Here is a 15,588-nt window from a genome sequence, read left to right as displayed (position 1 = left end):
TTTGGGTTTCTAAACGAAACCCGGCCATGGCCTAATGCCAGTCAGTTAAGACATTCCGCGAACCGTAGCAGCTGGCGAAGCCTGCGTCCGGCTGCGCAGCAGTCGTAAAACAGTCACTGCGGTATTCCAGACAAATCGTGGAAGCAGGATTTGCGACGGCTTCGCCGCCGGACGCAGCCTTCGGCAGCTGCTACGGGGGGCAGTGCTGAACCTGAAATTCCTTAACTGACCGGCATTAGGCCATGGCCGGATTTTGTTTGTTCACATCCGAATTAACGCAGGGCAGTACAAAACGCGCGTATTGCCTCGCAGGCCTTCTGCAATGAAGCGTCATCCAGGGCATAGGCAATGCGAATGTAGGGGCCAAGGCCAAAGGCGCTGCCATGCACCACGGCCACATCCGCTTCGTCGAGCAGAGCGTGGGCGACGTCCTCATCGGTGAGCAACACTCGACCGCCTGGCGAGGTGCGGCCGATCAGCCCCGCACACGAGGCGAATGCGTAGAACGCTCCCGCTGGACTGACGCATTCGAGGCCCGGCGTGGCGTTCAGCAGCGCCACCATCAAATCGCGACGACCCTGGAAGGCGGCGCGGCTTTCGCGGATAAAGTCCTTGGGCCCATCCAGCGCGGCGAGTGCGGCCTGCTGCGAGATCGAGCTGGCACCGGAGGTCTGCTGCCCTTGCAGTTTTTCCATGGCCTCAAGCAGCCAGCGCGGCCCGGTGGCAAAACCAATGCGCCAGCCGGTCATGGCATAGGCCTTGGAAACACCGTTCATGGTCAGGGTGCGCGGGGCCAGTCGGGGTTCCACCTGGGCCAGGGTGTGGAACTGCTGATCGTCGAAGAGCAGGTGCTCATAGATATCATCGGCCAGGATCAGCACCTGGGGATGGGCCAACAATACCTCGGCCAGGGCTTTGAGCTCGTCCAGGCTGTACACCGCGCCGGTGGGATTGGACGGCGAATTGAGGATCACCCAGCGGGTCTGCGGGGTGATCGCGGCGGCCAGCGCCGCGGGTGTCAGCTTGAACCCCGCAGCGGCATCACAAGTGACGATCCGCGCTTCACCGCCACACAACTGCACCATCTCCGGGTAACTGACCCAGTAAGGCGCCGGCACGATGACCTGGTCACCTTCATTGAGGGTCGCGGCCAGGGCGTTGTAGATCACCTGCTTGCCACCGTTGCACACCAGGGTGTCCTGCCAGCTGACGTCCAGGCCGTTCTCGCGCCGAAACTTGGCGGCCACCGCTTCACGTAATGCACGCACGCCAGCCACCTGGGTGTAGCGGGTGTGGCCCTGCTCGATCGCGGCTATGGCTGCCTCGCGAACATGTTTGGGGGTATCGAAATCCGGCTCGCCAGCGCACAGCGAGATGATCTGCGCGCCTTGCGCCCGGCGTTCCGCCACGCGGTCCATGATGCGGTAGGTGGCCGATGGCTGCGCGCTGGCCAGGCGTTGGTTCAGGCGCTGGATATCGGCGCTCATGCCCGGGTTCTCCAATCGGTCAGGTTCATCAGTTCCAGGGTCGAGCGGCCTTCGGTCAGCGCCTGCATCATCTGTGCTTCCTTGTTCGCCCGCGCCTCGCCTTCGGCCAGTGTACGTGCCGCATCAGCCTTGGGGATGATGATCACGCCGTCGTCGTCTGCCACCACCAGATCGCCCGGAGCCACGAAAGCGCCGTTGAAATTGAACGGTTGCCCCACCGAGGGCGCACTGGCCTTGACGGTGCCTTTTACCGAGATACCGCGGGCAAACACCGGGAACTGGCGTTTCTTCAGGGCGGCGATATCGCGTACGCCACCATCTATGACCAGGCCGACCACGCCCGCCGCTTCGGCCGCAACGGTGAGCACCTCGCCCCAGTAGCCGGCGATGAAGCTCCCCGTGCCCACGACCAGCACGCTGCCACGGGGCACGCGCTCCATGGCCAGGTGCAGGGCCAGGTTGTCACCCGGTGAGCACTCCAGCGGGTAGGCGGGGGCAGCGATGAATGCACCGTCCCAGATCGGCCGGATGGCATTGTCCACGGCGCAGGCCAGGTGGGACGCCTCATACAGCGTCGAGCTGCCGAGCATTTTTGCCCGCTCGTGGTAATCCGATGGAAAGGGAAGAATGGACGAGCTCATCAGGCTTTCCTCTGCAGGCTGTGGTAACCCAGGGCGGCCCGGGCTTCTTCAAGGGTTTTGCCTTGACTGATCAGGGCGCGAATATCGGCTTCGATGGATTCAATCTGGCGAGCGGTCGCCGCCACTTCAGCAGCACGAGCGCGAGGAACGATCACCACGCCATTGGCGTCGGCCACTACGATGTCGCGGGCACAGACCCGCGCCGTGCCGATGGACACCGGCTGGTTGACCGACTGAACTTGCACGCGGTCTTTGCCGGTGCGCATGAAGCGGCCTTTGCTGAAAATCGGGTACCCATCGCCCAGCGCTTTGTTCACGTCACGGCACACACCGTCAATGACGGTGGCGGCGATCTGTCGAGTCCCGGCGTACTGGGTCATGATGTCGCCCCAGACGGTGCAGTCGGTGCGACCAGCGTTGTCGATCACCACCACGTCACCAGGCGCCACGTCTTCGATGAAATCACCAACGGTGCCTGGAGGCACGCCGGCCGACACGTACTGCACGGTGAATGCCGGTCCGACGACAACCTTGCCGTAGTTGTCCAGCGGCATCACGCCGAGGCATTGGCCGGGCAGCCCGAGTTTGTCCAGGGCATCGGAGACGCCAGGGGTGTCCAGGCCCTCGAACAAGGCGACCAGAGCTTGATCTTCAAGATTCATCAGACGTGCTCCACGTGGATCGCTTCGAACTGGGTGTCATGCATCACCTCGGCCACCGAGCGGCCGCTGCGAACAGCCGCCAGCATGCCGTCCTGGCGGCGGGCGATGCGCTCGCCAAGGTCGAGTACCTTTTGGATTTCAGCTTGGGGTACGAACACCGTCCCGCAGCTATCGGCGATGACATAGTCATCCTCGTTGACGTCGACACCGGCCACCTTGATCGTCACGGCCGCATCAATTTGCACCAGCCGATTGCGCGCACTGATCATGGTCACCCCGCGCCCGTAAACCGGGTAGCCAATCGACTCGCTGCCGTCGATGTCGCGACTGAAACCGTCGATCACCGTGCCGCGCACTTTTTTGCCGGCCGCTGCATTGGCGAGGATGTCGCCCCAGCAGGAGATGCCCTCGATACCGCCGGCGATCACCAGCACACGATCGTCGCTGTCGATCTGTTCAACCACGGGGGTAATCAGGTGCACGGTAGGGATGTTGTCGGACTTGGCGGCCAGCAGCACGGTGCTGGCGCGGCCGACGATTTTCGGGCAGTTCCACAGCGGGCGCAGTCCCACGGTGGCACCCGGCAGGTCGAGGAAGTCGAGTGCGTCGGAAACCGTGTTGGTATCCAGCGCCGCCAAGCGATCCAGCAAACTCTTGTTGGTCATGCTCTTATTAGTCATGGGAGAGCCCCTGTGGTTACGGAGGCGCCCAGTGTCGGTGAGACAATTTGATAGGTATATTACTAATCACAGAAGCGTTAGATACGTTAAACCTATGGATTAGCCATGATCAATTTTCGTCTGATTCGTCACCTCTGGTTGTTCCTGGCTGTTGCCGAGGAACAGAATTTCGGCCGCGCCGCCAAGCGCCTGGGGATGTCCCAGCCGCCGCTGAGCGAGCAGATCCAGGTGCTGGAGCAGGCGCTCAAGGTCAAGCTGTTCGACCGCTCGCGGCGCGGCGCGAACCTGACCCCCGTGGGGGCGGCGATCCTGCCGGCCGTGCGCAAGTTCGCCGAGCAGCTGGAGCGCCTGGAACTGGCTGTGGAAGAAGCGGTGGCGGGGCAGTCGGGGATGTTGACCATCGGCGCGATTTCCACGGCCATGTTCGATGTCTTGCCGGGCTTGATCGAGCAGTTGAAGAGCGATTATCCGCACCTCACCGTGTCCGTGCGGGAAATCGACAGCGTCGAAGCCGTCCCGGCACTGGAGGCCGGGGACATAGACCTGGCATTCGCCCGGCTGGACGGTGACCTGGGGGCCTCGATCAAATCACTGCCGCTGAGGGAGGATCGCCTGGTGGTGGCCCTGCCCAGTAATCACCCCTTGGCTTCGCGCACGCGAATCAGCCTGTCCAGCCTGGCCACAGAACCCTTGGTAATGTTTTCTCGAAAGGTCAGTCCGGTCTACTTCGACAATTTGATTGCGACCTGCCGGGCCAGCGGTTTTTCCCCGCGCGTGCTGCATGAAGTGCGCTCAGTCGCCTCGCAAATCGCCTTTGTCAGCTGTGGCCAGGGCATCGCACTGGTACCGGCGTCACTGAAAAAGCTGGCGCCCGACAATGTGGTGTTTCGCGCGCTGAGCCAGAAGCTCAATGTCGTGACCACCGCGGTGGCCTGGAATACGGAACGGCCCAACCCGCTGGTGGAGGCGCTGGTCGCCCGGCTCCAGTCCAGGGCGTGAGTCGACCAAGGCCTGTAAGCGAATATGGCTTGATAGGTTTGGCGTATGAAAGCATTCCAGAATCAGGAATTTACAGAAGGCTCGATCCCCTTGAAATTGTCTGTCTTGCTGTCGGCAACCCCAGCCGAGCGGCAGTATTTTCGCTCAAGGAGTCAATAACGTGCCCTCACCAGAAACCTTCACTCACGTGCAACTCCCTTTGACGGTGGAGGGTGTCCGGCTGAACGTTGCAGCCATCCATCGCGACGGAGTCCTGGCGCCGATTGTGTTCCTGCATGGTTTTGGTTCGACCAAAGAAGACTATGCCGACATCGTGCAGCAGCCCGCATTCGCCGGTCACCCTTTTGTCGCTTACGACGCACCGGGTTGCGGCGAAAGCCAGTGCAGCGACCTTTCCCGGATTTCCATTCCATTCCTGATGCAGACGGCGCTACAGGTGCTGGCGCATTTGGGCATCGAGCGCTTCCATCTGATCGGCCACTCCATGGGCGGGCTGACTGCGCTGATGCTGGCTCACCAGTTCCCGGATCGAGTGCTCAGCTTCGTCGATATCGAGGGTAATATCGCCCCGGAAGACTGCTTCCTCAGCCGTCAGATCGTCGACTATCCAAGCAATGATCCCGAGGCGTTTTTCGCGGCCTTCATCGAACGTGCCCGGCATGCCCCGGCCTATGCCAGTGCGCTCTATTCATCGAGCTTGAGGCACAAGGTTCGCGCCGGTGCCGTGCGAGGGATTTTCCAGTCGATGGTCGAGCTTTCCGATAACGCCGACCTGATGAGCAAATTCCTCGGGTTGAAGTGCCCCCGTATGTTCATGTACGGCGAACAGAACGCGTCACTGTCCTATCTGTCGCATATCGAGGCCGAAGGTGTCCGGCTGGCGCAAATTCCGGCCTGCGGACACTTCCCCATGTATTCCAATCCGATCGCCATGTGGCAGCAGATCGCCGAGTTCCAGGCGAGCACTGCGCAGTGATGCAAAAGGGCCCGTTGGGCCCCTGTAGGAGCGAGCTTGCTCGCGATGGACTCAAGGGCAGCGCGTTCATTCAGAAGACACGCGTTATCGTTAACGTCCATCGCGAGCAAGCTCGCTCCTACAGGGGCCTCATTTCCTTCAATAGTGCAGCTGTGCCTGTCAAACCCTCGCAGCGTGCGGCTTTGCACAGCCCTTCAAACCGGTACGCTCTTCGACCTCGCCGCAACCGCTGATGTACCCATAGCGAGACAGGTTCGGCATCAGCATCGCTGCGATGAAGGTGATGGTCACTACGGCCGCGACATAGAAGAAAAAATACTCTTCGATACCCTGTGAGCGCAGCGACAAGGCGACGTATTCGGCGGTACCGCCGAATGCCGCATTGCCGACTGCATAAGGAAAGCCCACGCCCAGTGCACGCACCGCAGGCGGGAACAGTTCGGCTTTGACGATCCCGGCAATCGGGGTGTAGAGCGACGCAATGGCCAGGCCGCCAAACACCAGCAGGAACGCCGTGAACGGGCTGCTGACCGACTGCAGCGAATAGAGCAGGGGGATCACCAGCAGCATGGCCAACCCGGAAAACATCAGCATGTGTGCCTTGATCCCGATCCGGTCGGCCAGCATGCCAAAGAGTGGCTGGCAGAACATGAAGCAGACCAGGGCCGCGGTCATGATAAAGCTGACCGTTTCTGGGCTGAAGCCAGCGGAAATCACCAGAAACTTCTGCATGTACGTCGTGAAGGTGTAGAAGTACAGCGAACCTCCGATGGTGAAAGCAACCACCAGCGCGACCGCCCGTTTGTGCTTGAACATTCCGCGCAGAGAGCCGGCATCTTTGTGGTTCATATCTTTCCGGGAGGCGGTTTCATGCATGGAGCGTCGCAGGTAAACCACGACGACCGAGCTCAAGGCGCCGATGAAGAATGGAATCCTCCAGCCCCATGCGCTCAATTGCTCGGCGGTGAGGGTTTGTTGAAGAATGACGACGGTCATCAAGGCCAGGAGCTGACCGGCGATGATGGTGAAGTACTGAAAGGATCCATAGAAACAACGACGACCCGGTGTGGCGATTTCACTGATGTAGGTGGCGCCGGTGCCGTACTCTGCGCCGACAGACAGGCCCTGAATCAGCCTGGCGACCACGAGCAGAACCGGGGCAGCCACACCGATGGTTTGGTAAGTCGGCATGACCGCGATCAGCAGCGATCCTGCGCACATCATGAACACCGAGATAATCATCGAGACCTTGCGGCCGCGAGTGTCGGCAATCCAGCCGAAGATCCAGCCGCCGAGAGGGCGCATGAAAAAGCCGACGGCGAATACCCCGGCGGTTGCGAGCAGTTGGCTGGTGGTGTCGCCTTTGGGGAAAAACGAAGCGGCAAAGTAGATGGCGGTATAGGCGTAAATGAAAAAGTCGTACCACTCCACCAGATTGCCCGAGCAGGCACCCATGATGGCTTTGACGCGATTCGGACTTTTCACCGGATCGGTCCCGGCAGCGCGGTCTGTCTGGTTTGTGCTTGATGCGGACATGATGTTCACCCTTTCTTCAAGGCGAGACGATACGAGGAGCACACTGAGGCGTCTGCGCTGTAGTTGGCTCGATGAGTTGATGTGCTTAGCGCAGGGGGATGAACCTGCTGACGGTCAGGTTTTCTGAAGAGAGAACCGAAGGGGGATACACGTGGGAGTCCTGCTGTTCGTTGTCGGCGTAAATCGAACAGGTCAGGTCAGGCGAAAGATGAAAAATCATGGCGCAAGTCCTCGTATCTTATTTTTGTAGTGAGTCGAGCGCTCCTGGCGCCGACGTTGATTGCAAGCTACCGCAGAGTGAGGAGGGTAATAAGCCGTCAGCCAGGCCTAACTGATATACCTAAATTCTATAGCTTGGCCCGCAGCCCCGGCGGGCTAGGGGATACAGCCGGCTCAAAAGACGTCGAGCCGCATGCCACGGGGTTTGCAGGGCATTCCAGGGCTCGCAAATGCGTTTACACTCACACTACCCTTCGACGCATAACGCGCCGACCCCCCGACCCTGGCTGGCCTGGTAATGGATGTCGTTCAACTCAAAACCCTGATTCATGTCGCCGAGCTAGGCAGTCTCAGCAAAGCTTCGGATCGGCTGCACATCGCGCAACCGGCACTCAGCCGACAAATCAGATTGTTGGAGAAAGAACTCGGCACCTACCTGTTCGAGCGACACGGAAGAGGGATGGTGATTACCGATGTCGGTAGAGAAGTGTTGGCGCATGCCACCCGAATCATGGAAGAGATGGAGTCCATTCGAAGTTCGGTGGTCGGCGGAAGGTCTTCTTTTCGGGGAACGGTAGTCATCGGTACCACCCCGACGGTCGCGGAAATCGTTACCGTGCCCCTGGTGCGCAAGATCAGAGAGGCCCATCCGAATCTGGCCGTCAGGTTTTCCTCGGCCTTCAGCGGCTATCTGCTGGACTGGGTGCAGCGCGGCGAATTGGAACTGGCCATTTCCTATGACCCCCAACCCCTGCATACGCTGCGAATCGTGCCGGTGATGATGGAGAACCTCCTTCTGGTCGGTCCCCCCAGCGCAAACTTGCGCATCGATACACCGGTAGCCTTTGAGGCTCTGGCCGAGCAGCAACTGGTATTGCCAAGCGCTCGACACGGCCTGCGCGTGATTATGGATAACTGTGCTCGAGAGGTCGGGATCAAGCTCAAGACCAGTGTTGAAGCAGACTCGTTCGGCGCAATGATCGACCTGGTCCGCAATGGCTTTGGTTTGACGGCTTTGCCTCTTGCGTCGATTTACACACAAGTCGAATCCGGCGTGCTGTGTGCCGCCCCGTTGGTCGACCCTGTCCCCATGCGCAAACTGGTTCAGGTGTTTCCTGCAGACAGGCGAGTCAGTCCGGCAGCCAAATTTGTCGGGGATGCCTTCATCGAGATTGCCGCCGATCTGGTCAATCGCAAGATCTGGGCGGGACACATGCTCTGAGCAACCGACGAAACCGATTCGTCGGTACCTCCCCATGCAACAGCCGCACAACCTTGACCGAATTTTTCGAGGGAGGCCACCGTTGGCTTTCGAAAACACCCCGCTCGTGCTCATACCCGGATTGCTCTGCGATGAGCGCCTATGGGCACAGCAAAAAGTTGCCTTGGAACACTCAAGGCACCTCTGCATTGCGGATGTCTCGCTTGACGCCAGTATTGCGCAGATGGCCAAAAGAACACTGGACGAAGCTCCACCGTTTTTTGCCCTCGCTGCGTTGTCCATGGGCGGATATGTGGCCATGGAAATCATGCGGCAGGCGCCTGAGCGTGTAACGAAGCTGGCCCTGATAGACACCATGGTGCGACCCGACGATGAAGCCAGAGCCAAGGCTCGACGCGGCCTGTTGGACCTGGCGCAGATGGGCAGGTTCAGGGGCGTGACGCCGCAACTGCTGCCCAGACTCATGCATCCACGCTGCATCGGAACATCGATTGCGGATACCGTCCAGGCGATGGCCGAAGCAGTAGGAAAGGAGGGATTCGTTCGACAGCAACTGGCGATCCTGGAGCGTCCTGACTACCGGCCGGTCCTTGAGACGATTGCTGTACCGACCTTGATCGTTGTGGGTGAAGACGACCAAATCACACCCCCGGTAGAGTCTGAAATCATTCATCGAGGCATACCGCACTCCAGCCTGGTTGTGCTTGCTCAATGTGGGCACCTGCCGCCTCTGGAACATCCGGAACTCACCACCCGGCTGCTGAGTCGGTGGCTTGATGATGAGCATCCAGTTGCTCATTGCCTCGCGGCTTTTCATGTTCCCCACCACTGATGACACTGTTTTGAACGATCAAACTCGATTACCTGGCGTAGTGGGTATCTTTCTATTAGGGATGCTGCAAATTCTGGTTTGGGGAGGTTCTTTCTTCCTGATGGCCGTCATGGCCGATCCGATCATGAAAGAGACGGGTTGGGCCAGCCAATGGGTCTATGGCGCACTTTCTCTGAGCATTCTCGTTTCGGCAGTATTGGCACCGCTGACCGGCAGGCTTATTGCCCGCTACGGCGGTCGCACCATACTGGCCAGCAGCGGCCTGGGTGTCGCAATCGGCTTGTTCTTGATGGCCAACTGCGCCTCACTGCCAATGTTTCTTTTGTCCTGGGCCGTGATCGGTATGGGGATGGCGCTGGGGCTGTATGAAGCGCTATTCGCCTCTTTGGGGGCTCTATACGGGGAACGGGCGGGGAGTGCGATTACGGGGATCACGCTCATTTCAGGATTTGCGACAACGCTTTGCTGGCCGGCGGTTGCGCTCGTTATCGAACACTTTGGTTGGCGCAACACCTGTCTGGCCTATGGGGGGCTGCTGGCGATTGCCGTTGCACCGACTTATCTGTGGGTGCTGCCCCGAGGCGTGGGCCCACTGGCAAAAAGCAATGGACTCGCTGATGAGAGCGCCTCGATCGACCGGCGGATCTATGCGCTCCTCACGATGATTTTTGCGCTGGGCGCAGTGATCATGACGGCGCTGTCCGTCCAGCTTGTTTCATTATTGCAGGGGCAGGGGTATTCCCTCGCAGCCGCCATTGGACTTAGCGCTTTGCTGGGTCCCAGCCAGGTGGGTTCGCGTGTTCTCCAGGTGTTTTCGCGAAAGCGACACCCCATCTGGACGACATTGATTTGTGTCGTATTTGTGGCGATGGGTCTGTTGCTTGTGACCCTGGCTCCGGCATTGACCGCCCTTGGCCTTGTGCTTTATGGCGTTGGTAATGGGCTGCGTGCGATCGTCCGGGGTCTGCTGCCACTGACCCTTATGTCGCCATCACAGTATGTTCTGCTGATGGGGCGCATGGCTCGACCGTCACTCATCGGACAAGCGCTGACCCCCCTCGCTGGCGGTTACCTTTTGCAGACGCTGGGCGCCGGTGGTGTGCTCGCGGGCTTGAGCTCACTGGCGGTGTTGAATGTGCTTTTGGTATTTTTGCTCATTCGGCTGGTGTGAAAAATACGGGCAAGTCCAGGCACCTACAGGGGCAAGGTATTACAGTGTTTGATCTCCTTGAGTGAAAACCCGGTGTACATTTCCTTGATATTGCCGAGCGTACGTATGCGATGCATGGCGAGTTCATGGAATGCCTCCATGTCTTTGACGACTACCTGCAAGAGGTAGTCGTATTTCCCCGAAACTTTGTGACAGGCAACAATGTTGGGCAGCGCCAGAACGCCCGCCTCGAATTGCTCCATGGCTTCCTGGGAGTGACTATCGAGGGTGACGCTGATGAACGCAAAAAGCCCCAGCCCCATGCTCTTTGGGTTCAAGTGCGCGTGATACCCGATAATCACCTCCTCCTCCAGGCGCTTTAGGCGCTTCCAGCAGGCTGGCGCCGACAGGCAAACACGAAGCGCTATCTCGGCGTTCGTCAGGCGGCCATTCATCTGCAGAATTTCAAGAATTGAACGATCAACCTTGTCCATTTCCGCCATGTGTTCTCTCCATTTAACAATGAGTACGTGGTAGGGCGATTGGTCCCACCTCGTGGGCCCTTGATCAAGCATCCATTTCTGCAAATTGAAAATATTAGAAAGAAAATTACCTGAAGAACACATTTTGGATAATTAACGTCTGAAAAATAATTCATTACAGAGGCGTTTCGAAAGCTAATTTTTAAGACCCTGAAATACAATTTCTTGTCGTTTCCGACACCCAAGCCACTGGCTCAGACAATAAAAACAAGTAAAAACGGAGGCAATTTTGAGCATATTCAGAACAAAAGACCTGGACGCAATGATTGCTGCTGCCCGAGCTCCTGCCGGGTTGAAAAAAGTGCTGGGGCCGATGGATCTGGTCCTGATTGGTATCGGTGCAATCGTCGGGACGGGCATCTTTGTATTAACCGGAACCGGCGCATTGACTGCGGGACCGGCCCTCACGGTTTCATTCCTGATAGCGGCGCTGGCCTGTGCATTTGCCGCGCTGTGTTATGCCGAGTTCGCCTCATCTGTGCCGGTAGCAGGCTCGATTTACACCTACAGCTACGCGACGCTGGGAGAGTTGGTGGCCTGGATGATCGGCTGGGATCTGATGCTCGAATACGGACTGGCCAGCTCGGCGGTGTCTGTTGGGTGGTCGGGTTACTTCCAGTCCCTGTTGAGCGGATTCGGGCTGGGTCTTCCGGTTGTACTGACCGCGGCTCCAGGCTCGTTGCCCGGTGTGGAAACCTGGTTCAACCTGCCAGCGCTGGTGATCATGCTGGCAATCACCTGGATGCTTTCGGTAGGCATCAAGGAATCGGCACGTGTAAACAACGTGATGGTGATCATCAAAATCGCCGTGGTCCTGCTCTTTATCGCCGTTGGTGTGCGACATGTTCAGCCGGCCAACTGGCAACCCTTCGCACCCTTTGGCGGCCATGGCATTTTTAGCGCTTCGGCCTTGGTGTTTTTTGCTTTTATTGGTTTCGATGCGGTTTCTTCTGCCGCCGAAGAAGTGAAAAAGCCGGCGCGTGACCTGCCCATTGGCATTATCGGTTCCTTGGCCGTTTGCGCGGTGCTGTACGTTGCCGTTTCAATGATCATGACCGGCATCGTGCCCTATGCCCAATTCCTTGGCGTTGATCATCCGGTCTCATTGGCGTTGCAATATGCCGGTGAAAGCTGGGTTGCCGGGTTCGTTGATTTAGGCGCGATCGTTGGCATGACGACCGTCATTCTGGTGATGGCTTACGGTCAAACCAGGATCATTTACGCGATGTCGCGGGACGGACTGCTTCCCCAGCGCCTTTCCAGGGTTCACCCACGATTCGGAACCCCATATTTCGCCACCTGGATGGTGGGAATAATCTTCGGGCTGATCTCGGCACTGATTCCGCTGAACGTCCTGGCCGAACTGATCAATATCGGTACGTTGGCAGCATTCAGTCTGATCTCGGTGGCAGTGATCGTATTGCGCAAGACCCGCCCCGATCTTCCTCGCGCATTCAGATGCCCTGGCGTGCCCATTGTCCCGTTGCTCGCTATCGGGTTCTGCGTGACCTTGATGACCTTCCTCAAGCAGACGACCTGGCTGGCATTTGGAGCGTGGCTGGCAATTGGCCTGGTGATCTATTTCGCCTATGCGAGACGCCGCTCGCTGTTGCATTAATCCCGCATTTCGTCAGTTCCCTTTGGGGGGTCAATCAGCATCCAATAGCTTTCAGGTGCGAAATTGCATCCCGGCGCCAGCAAGATAATGCCGGCGCTGACGACGGCCCGGGTCGAGATGCGATCGGCCAGAGAACCGAAGAAGAGTCCGACCGCGTAGTAGATGAAGGCCGTCAGTGAATACAGCGATGGCCACGAAAAAAGGTTCTTCACGGAATTCGCCGCTGTTATCAGGGAGAGGGCGGGGGATTGCCTTAATAGATTCCGGGAATCAGCCGCGACGTGCGGGCACGATAGGCCGCGTACTCGTCGCCGAAGTGCCTGCTCAACATCGCTTCTTCGGCGCGTATGCGCGCGATGAGCGGCAGGAGCATCAGCGCGGTGAGCAGCACGCCGATGACGGAGCGAAATGCCAGCGCCCATCCCAGCGAATTGATGAGAAAACCGAGGTAGCTGGGATGGCGAATGACGCTGTACACGCCATCGGTGACCAACTGATGCCCCGGCTGGATGGCGACCAGCCCGCTGAAGCGTCGACCCAGTATGAATACCGGCCAGAGTCGTAGCGCTCCACCGACGGTGAAGAGTACGACGCCGAACCAGCGCATCGTCTCTGCACCCAACGTCCATAGGTCCTGGCGATCGGTATAGGCCGGTAGATAGGCGCTCAGCAATCCGATCAGCGAAATGACGACAATGACCCAGCGGTTGGAGCGATCTTCGTACTCTCCGGAACTGAGATTTCCTTCGGAAAAAAGCCCCGTAACATAGAGGACGAAAAGTACCAGGGTAAGAGCGGTCAAGGCCCCGTGTGCAAAGAACGCGGCAAATCCTCCTTCGCCGAGAATGGCCAGTCCCAGGTAGGCCAGGGTTCCGACGAGTGTGACGGTGGTTAATCTAAGCGTGGGCGTCGTCATCCTGAGCTCGCTTGCTGTTTATCTATTTCCTGGCTGCGGCGCTACGCGGGGGCATTGAACACGATTGCGCTTCGCATCGAGGGTAATGACTGTTTAAGTATATCGCAGGGAACGACCCCTGTTGATTTGCAGACGAGAGCCATTCTCAGGCGGATCGCCCGTGTAACCTGCCGCCATCCATACTCACGCGACGTCAGGTTCAAATACCCTTGCGTGGCCAAACACCACGCACCGTGCAAGTATGTCTGGAGTCATCCGCGCTTGCCGGGGTGCATGCCATGGCCACCACCGAACGTTCGCCACGCCTGACCGCCAACCGTCTGCGGGCTCTGCATAGAGAAGGTTTCGTCCTGCTGCCAGGGGTGCTCGATAGCGCGCGGATCGAAACCCTGCGCAATGCCATTGACCGCCTGAAGCCACAACACTGGGACTACAGCGGCCTGCTCGAGCACTACAAATGCGTGTTCAATCGTGATCCGCTGTGGCTGCCGTTTCTCGACTTGCCGGCAATTATCGAGCTGGCCGAAATGGCCCTTGGTGCCGATTGCCACGTGATCGGCCAGACCGCCTGGCGCTGCCATCCGGGCTTCGTTGGTGCCGCGCTGCATCTGGACTATCTGGTGATGGAACTGCCACAAAGTCTGCTGGACGATCCCGCATTCAAGTTGCCGATGCAGATCTGCACTGCGCACCTTTACCTCGACGATATCGACGCCGATCTCTGTCCCACCCTGGTGATCCCCGGCAGCCACCGGGCCGGACGACCGCCTATCGCCGGCGAGAGCCAGTGGCAGGGCCGCCCGGCTCAGCCAGTGCTGTGCCGGGCTGGCGATGTGCTGATGTTTCGCAGTGAACTGTGGCACGCCGGCAGCAGTAACCGCACGCCAGACCGCACCCGTTACCTGTTACAGGTGCACTACGGCAGGCGAATGGTGGCGCAGAAGTTCGCGCCATACCTGCACTGGCGCTTCAATCCTGCCGTGCTGGCCGCCGCCACGCCGCGACAACTGCGCCTGCTGGGAGAGCACCAGGAAGCCGAATACGACTGAACTGTTTGGCATCGCGAAGGCGGCGTTGAGTGGCGGGTGAAGGATTGCTCTGGTTTTCGAGGTGATTGGATAAATCAATTGTCGGCCCTGCGCACTTATGGCTTATACCTGGCGCGCATCGACAGGTCGCTCTCCATCCATCAGAGCCTGATCGGATGATGAGCGCTGTCCATGAGACCCCATGCATAAGGACTGAGTCATGAGCCAACCACAACTGACCCACGTTGATTTGTACCTGCAACGCCTGGGCTACGACGCGCCGCCGCCACCGACGCTGGAAACACTGCGCGAGCTTCAGTTGCGCCACACCAGCGTTTTTCCCTTTGAAACGCTTTCTACGATGTTGCGGGTTCCGGTTCCAATCGATCTTGCGTCGGTGGAACGCAAAGTCCTGCACGAGGGGCGTGGAGGATATTGCTACGAACTCAACAACCTGTTCCTGGCGTTGCTTCAACAGCTTGGATTCCAGGCCAGAGGCATTACCGGACGCGTGGTGATGGGCGGTCCTGAAGACGCTTTGACTGCCCGCACTCATCGCTTGAGTTTGTTGACGCTGGACGGAACCCGTTATATCTCGGACGTTGGTTTCGGCGGCATGGTGCCCACGACGCCACTTCGACTGGACACTGAACAAGAGCAGGCAACACCCCATGAGCCGTACCGCATAACGCACCATGAAGGCAGTTATACCCTGCGTGCGAAGGTCGCCGGCGACTGGCGTGCCCTCTATGTATTTGATCTGAAAGCGCAGTCAGCGATCGATTACGAGGTGGGTAACTGGTACGTCTCGACTCATAAGGACTCGCCGTTTCTTGGGCAGTTGGTGGTGGCGAGGACGGGGGAAGGGCTGCGCCGTACGCTGAACAATGGCAGTTATGCCCTCCATCGTATGGGGTGTGAGAGTGAACGACGGCAGCTCACTGACGCCGATGAGATCATCGAGCTGCTACAAGGCGAGTTCGGGATCCGTGTTCCGCAACATCCTGAGCTCAAGCAGATCATTGCGCGGTTAATCACCCAGACCGTATAGCTCCGGGATCGACCAGCGAATGCCTGATT

General features: G+C 58.8%; 16 protein-coding genes. 8 read left to right on the top strand and 8 right to left on the bottom strand.

Annotated elements, in window-relative coordinates; genetic code table 11:
• Positions 1-272: 272 nt before the first annotated feature.
• From AC07W5_RS06630 to AC07W5_RS06615, 4 genes are read right to left on the bottom strand one after another with little or no spacing between them, the layout of a single operon-like run.
• The gene (locus tag AC07W5_RS06630; RefSeq protein ID WP_495023016.1) at positions 273-1,487 is read right to left on the bottom strand and encodes a pyridoxal phosphate-dependent aminotransferase; all 1,215 of its coding nucleotides are present in this window, start codon (positions 1,485-1,487) and stop codon (positions 273-275) included.
• Positions 1,484-2,128 (bottom strand): RraA family protein, encoded by a 645-nt coding sequence (locus AC07W5_RS06625; RefSeq protein WP_495023015.1) that lies wholly within the window; start codon positions 2,126-2,128, stop codon positions 1,484-1,486. The genes AC07W5_RS06630 and AC07W5_RS06625 overlap by 4 nt, the downstream gene beginning before the upstream one ends.
• Positions 2,128-2,790 carry an RraA family protein gene (locus tag AC07W5_RS06620; RefSeq protein WP_494992213.1) on the bottom strand — a complete coding sequence of 221 codons (663 nt, stop codon included), beginning with the start codon at positions 2,788-2,790 and terminating at the stop codon, positions 2,128-2,130. The genes AC07W5_RS06625 and AC07W5_RS06620 overlap by 1 nt, the downstream gene beginning before the upstream one ends.
• A complete protein-coding gene (locus tag AC07W5_RS06615) occupies positions 2,790-3,455 on the bottom strand; it encodes an RraA family protein (protein WP_495023223.1) in 666 nt (221 codons plus the stop codon). The genes AC07W5_RS06620 and AC07W5_RS06615 overlap by 1 nt, the downstream gene beginning before the upstream one ends.
• A 120-nt stretch (positions 3,456-3,575) precedes the next feature.
• On the opposite strand from AC07W5_RS06615, the gene AC07W5_RS06610 reads away from it, so the two are divergent.
• Positions 3,576-4,469: a LysR family transcriptional regulator gene (locus AC07W5_RS06610; RefSeq protein ID WP_494992212.1), complete on the top strand. Its 894-nt coding sequence runs from the start codon at positions 3,576-3,578 to the stop codon at positions 4,467-4,469.
• Between the two features lie 160 nt (positions 4,470-4,629).
• On the top strand, positions 4,630-5,445 hold the full coding sequence (locus tag AC07W5_RS06605; protein ID WP_495023014.1) for an alpha/beta fold hydrolase: 816 nt from the start codon (positions 4,630-4,632) through the stop codon (positions 5,443-5,445).
• A 159-nt stretch (positions 5,446-5,604) separates the two neighbouring features.
• Here AC07W5_RS06605 and AC07W5_RS06600 read toward each other — a convergent pair whose 3' ends face one another.
• Positions 5,605-6,981, bottom strand: a complete 1,377-nt coding sequence (locus AC07W5_RS06600; protein WP_495012558.1) for an MFS family transporter — start codon at positions 6,979-6,981, stop codon at positions 5,605-5,607.
• A gap of 517 nt (positions 6,982-7,498) precedes the next feature.
• On the opposite strand from AC07W5_RS06600, the gene AC07W5_RS06595 reads away from it, so the two are divergent.
• The 3 genes from AC07W5_RS06595 (at position 7,499) to AC07W5_RS06585 (ending at position 10,425) form a co-directional block, all read left to right on the top strand.
• Positions 7,499-8,422, top strand: coding sequence for a LysR family transcriptional regulator (locus tag AC07W5_RS06595; protein WP_495012556.1), 924 nt, complete (start codon positions 7,499-7,501; stop codon positions 8,420-8,422).
• Positions 8,423-8,504: 82 nt separating this feature from the next.
• A complete protein-coding gene (locus AC07W5_RS06590) occupies positions 8,505-9,254 on the top strand; it encodes an alpha/beta fold hydrolase (RefSeq protein WP_495023013.1) in 750 nt (249 codons plus the stop codon).
• Positions 9,255-9,315: 61 nt separating this feature from the next.
• Complete coding sequence (locus tag AC07W5_RS06585; RefSeq protein WP_495012616.1) at positions 9,316-10,425, top strand: MFS transporter; 1,110 nt, start codon at positions 9,316-9,318, stop codon at positions 10,423-10,425.
• Positions 10,426-10,448: 23 nt separating this feature from the next.
• Here the strand turns inward: AC07W5_RS06585 and AC07W5_RS06580 are convergent, their stop codons facing one another.
• Positions 10,449-10,907: an Lrp/AsnC family transcriptional regulator gene (locus AC07W5_RS06580; RefSeq protein ID WP_494992206.1), complete on the bottom strand. Its 459-nt coding sequence runs from the start codon at positions 10,905-10,907 to the stop codon at positions 10,449-10,451.
• Between the two features lie 268 nt (positions 10,908-11,175).
• Here AC07W5_RS06580 and bcaP point away from each other — a divergent pair, with 268 nt between their 5' ends.
• On the top strand, positions 11,176-12,564 hold the full coding sequence (gene bcaP, locus AC07W5_RS06575) for a branched-chain amino acid transporter BcaP (RefSeq protein ID WP_494992205.1): 1,389 nt from the start codon (positions 11,176-11,178) through the stop codon (positions 12,562-12,564).
• Here bcaP and AC07W5_RS06570 read toward each other — a convergent pair.
• Together AC07W5_RS06570 and AC07W5_RS06565 are read right to left on the bottom strand one after the other, a co-directional pair.
• Entirely contained in the window at positions 12,561-12,776 is a 216-nt protein-coding gene (locus tag AC07W5_RS06570) for a hypothetical protein (RefSeq protein ID WP_495023012.1), read from the bottom strand. The two genes, bcaP and AC07W5_RS06570, sit on opposite strands and share 4 nt — an antisense overlap.
• Before the next feature lie 41 nt (positions 12,777-12,817).
• On the bottom strand, positions 12,818-13,480 hold the full coding sequence (locus AC07W5_RS06565; RefSeq protein ID WP_495012552.1) for a methyltransferase family protein: 663 nt from the start codon (positions 13,478-13,480) through the stop codon (positions 12,818-12,820).
• Between the two features lie 278 nt (positions 13,481-13,758).
• Between AC07W5_RS06565 and AC07W5_RS06560 the strand changes: the two genes are divergently transcribed.
• Positions 13,759-14,529 (top strand): phytanoyl-CoA dioxygenase family protein, encoded by a 771-nt coding sequence (locus AC07W5_RS06560; RefSeq protein ID WP_494992202.1) that lies wholly within the window; start codon positions 13,759-13,761, stop codon positions 14,527-14,529.
• A gap of 199 nt (positions 14,530-14,728) precedes the next feature.
• A complete protein-coding gene (locus AC07W5_RS06555; protein ID WP_495023011.1) occupies positions 14,729-15,559 on the top strand; it encodes an arylamine N-acetyltransferase family protein in 831 nt (276 codons plus the stop codon).
• Positions 15,560-15,588: the final 29 nt, after the last annotated feature.

The sequence above is a fragment of the Pseudomonas sp. GW821-FHT01E05 genome (genome assembly GCF_059422425.1).
This window is presented reverse-complemented; position numbering and strand designations above follow the sequence as displayed.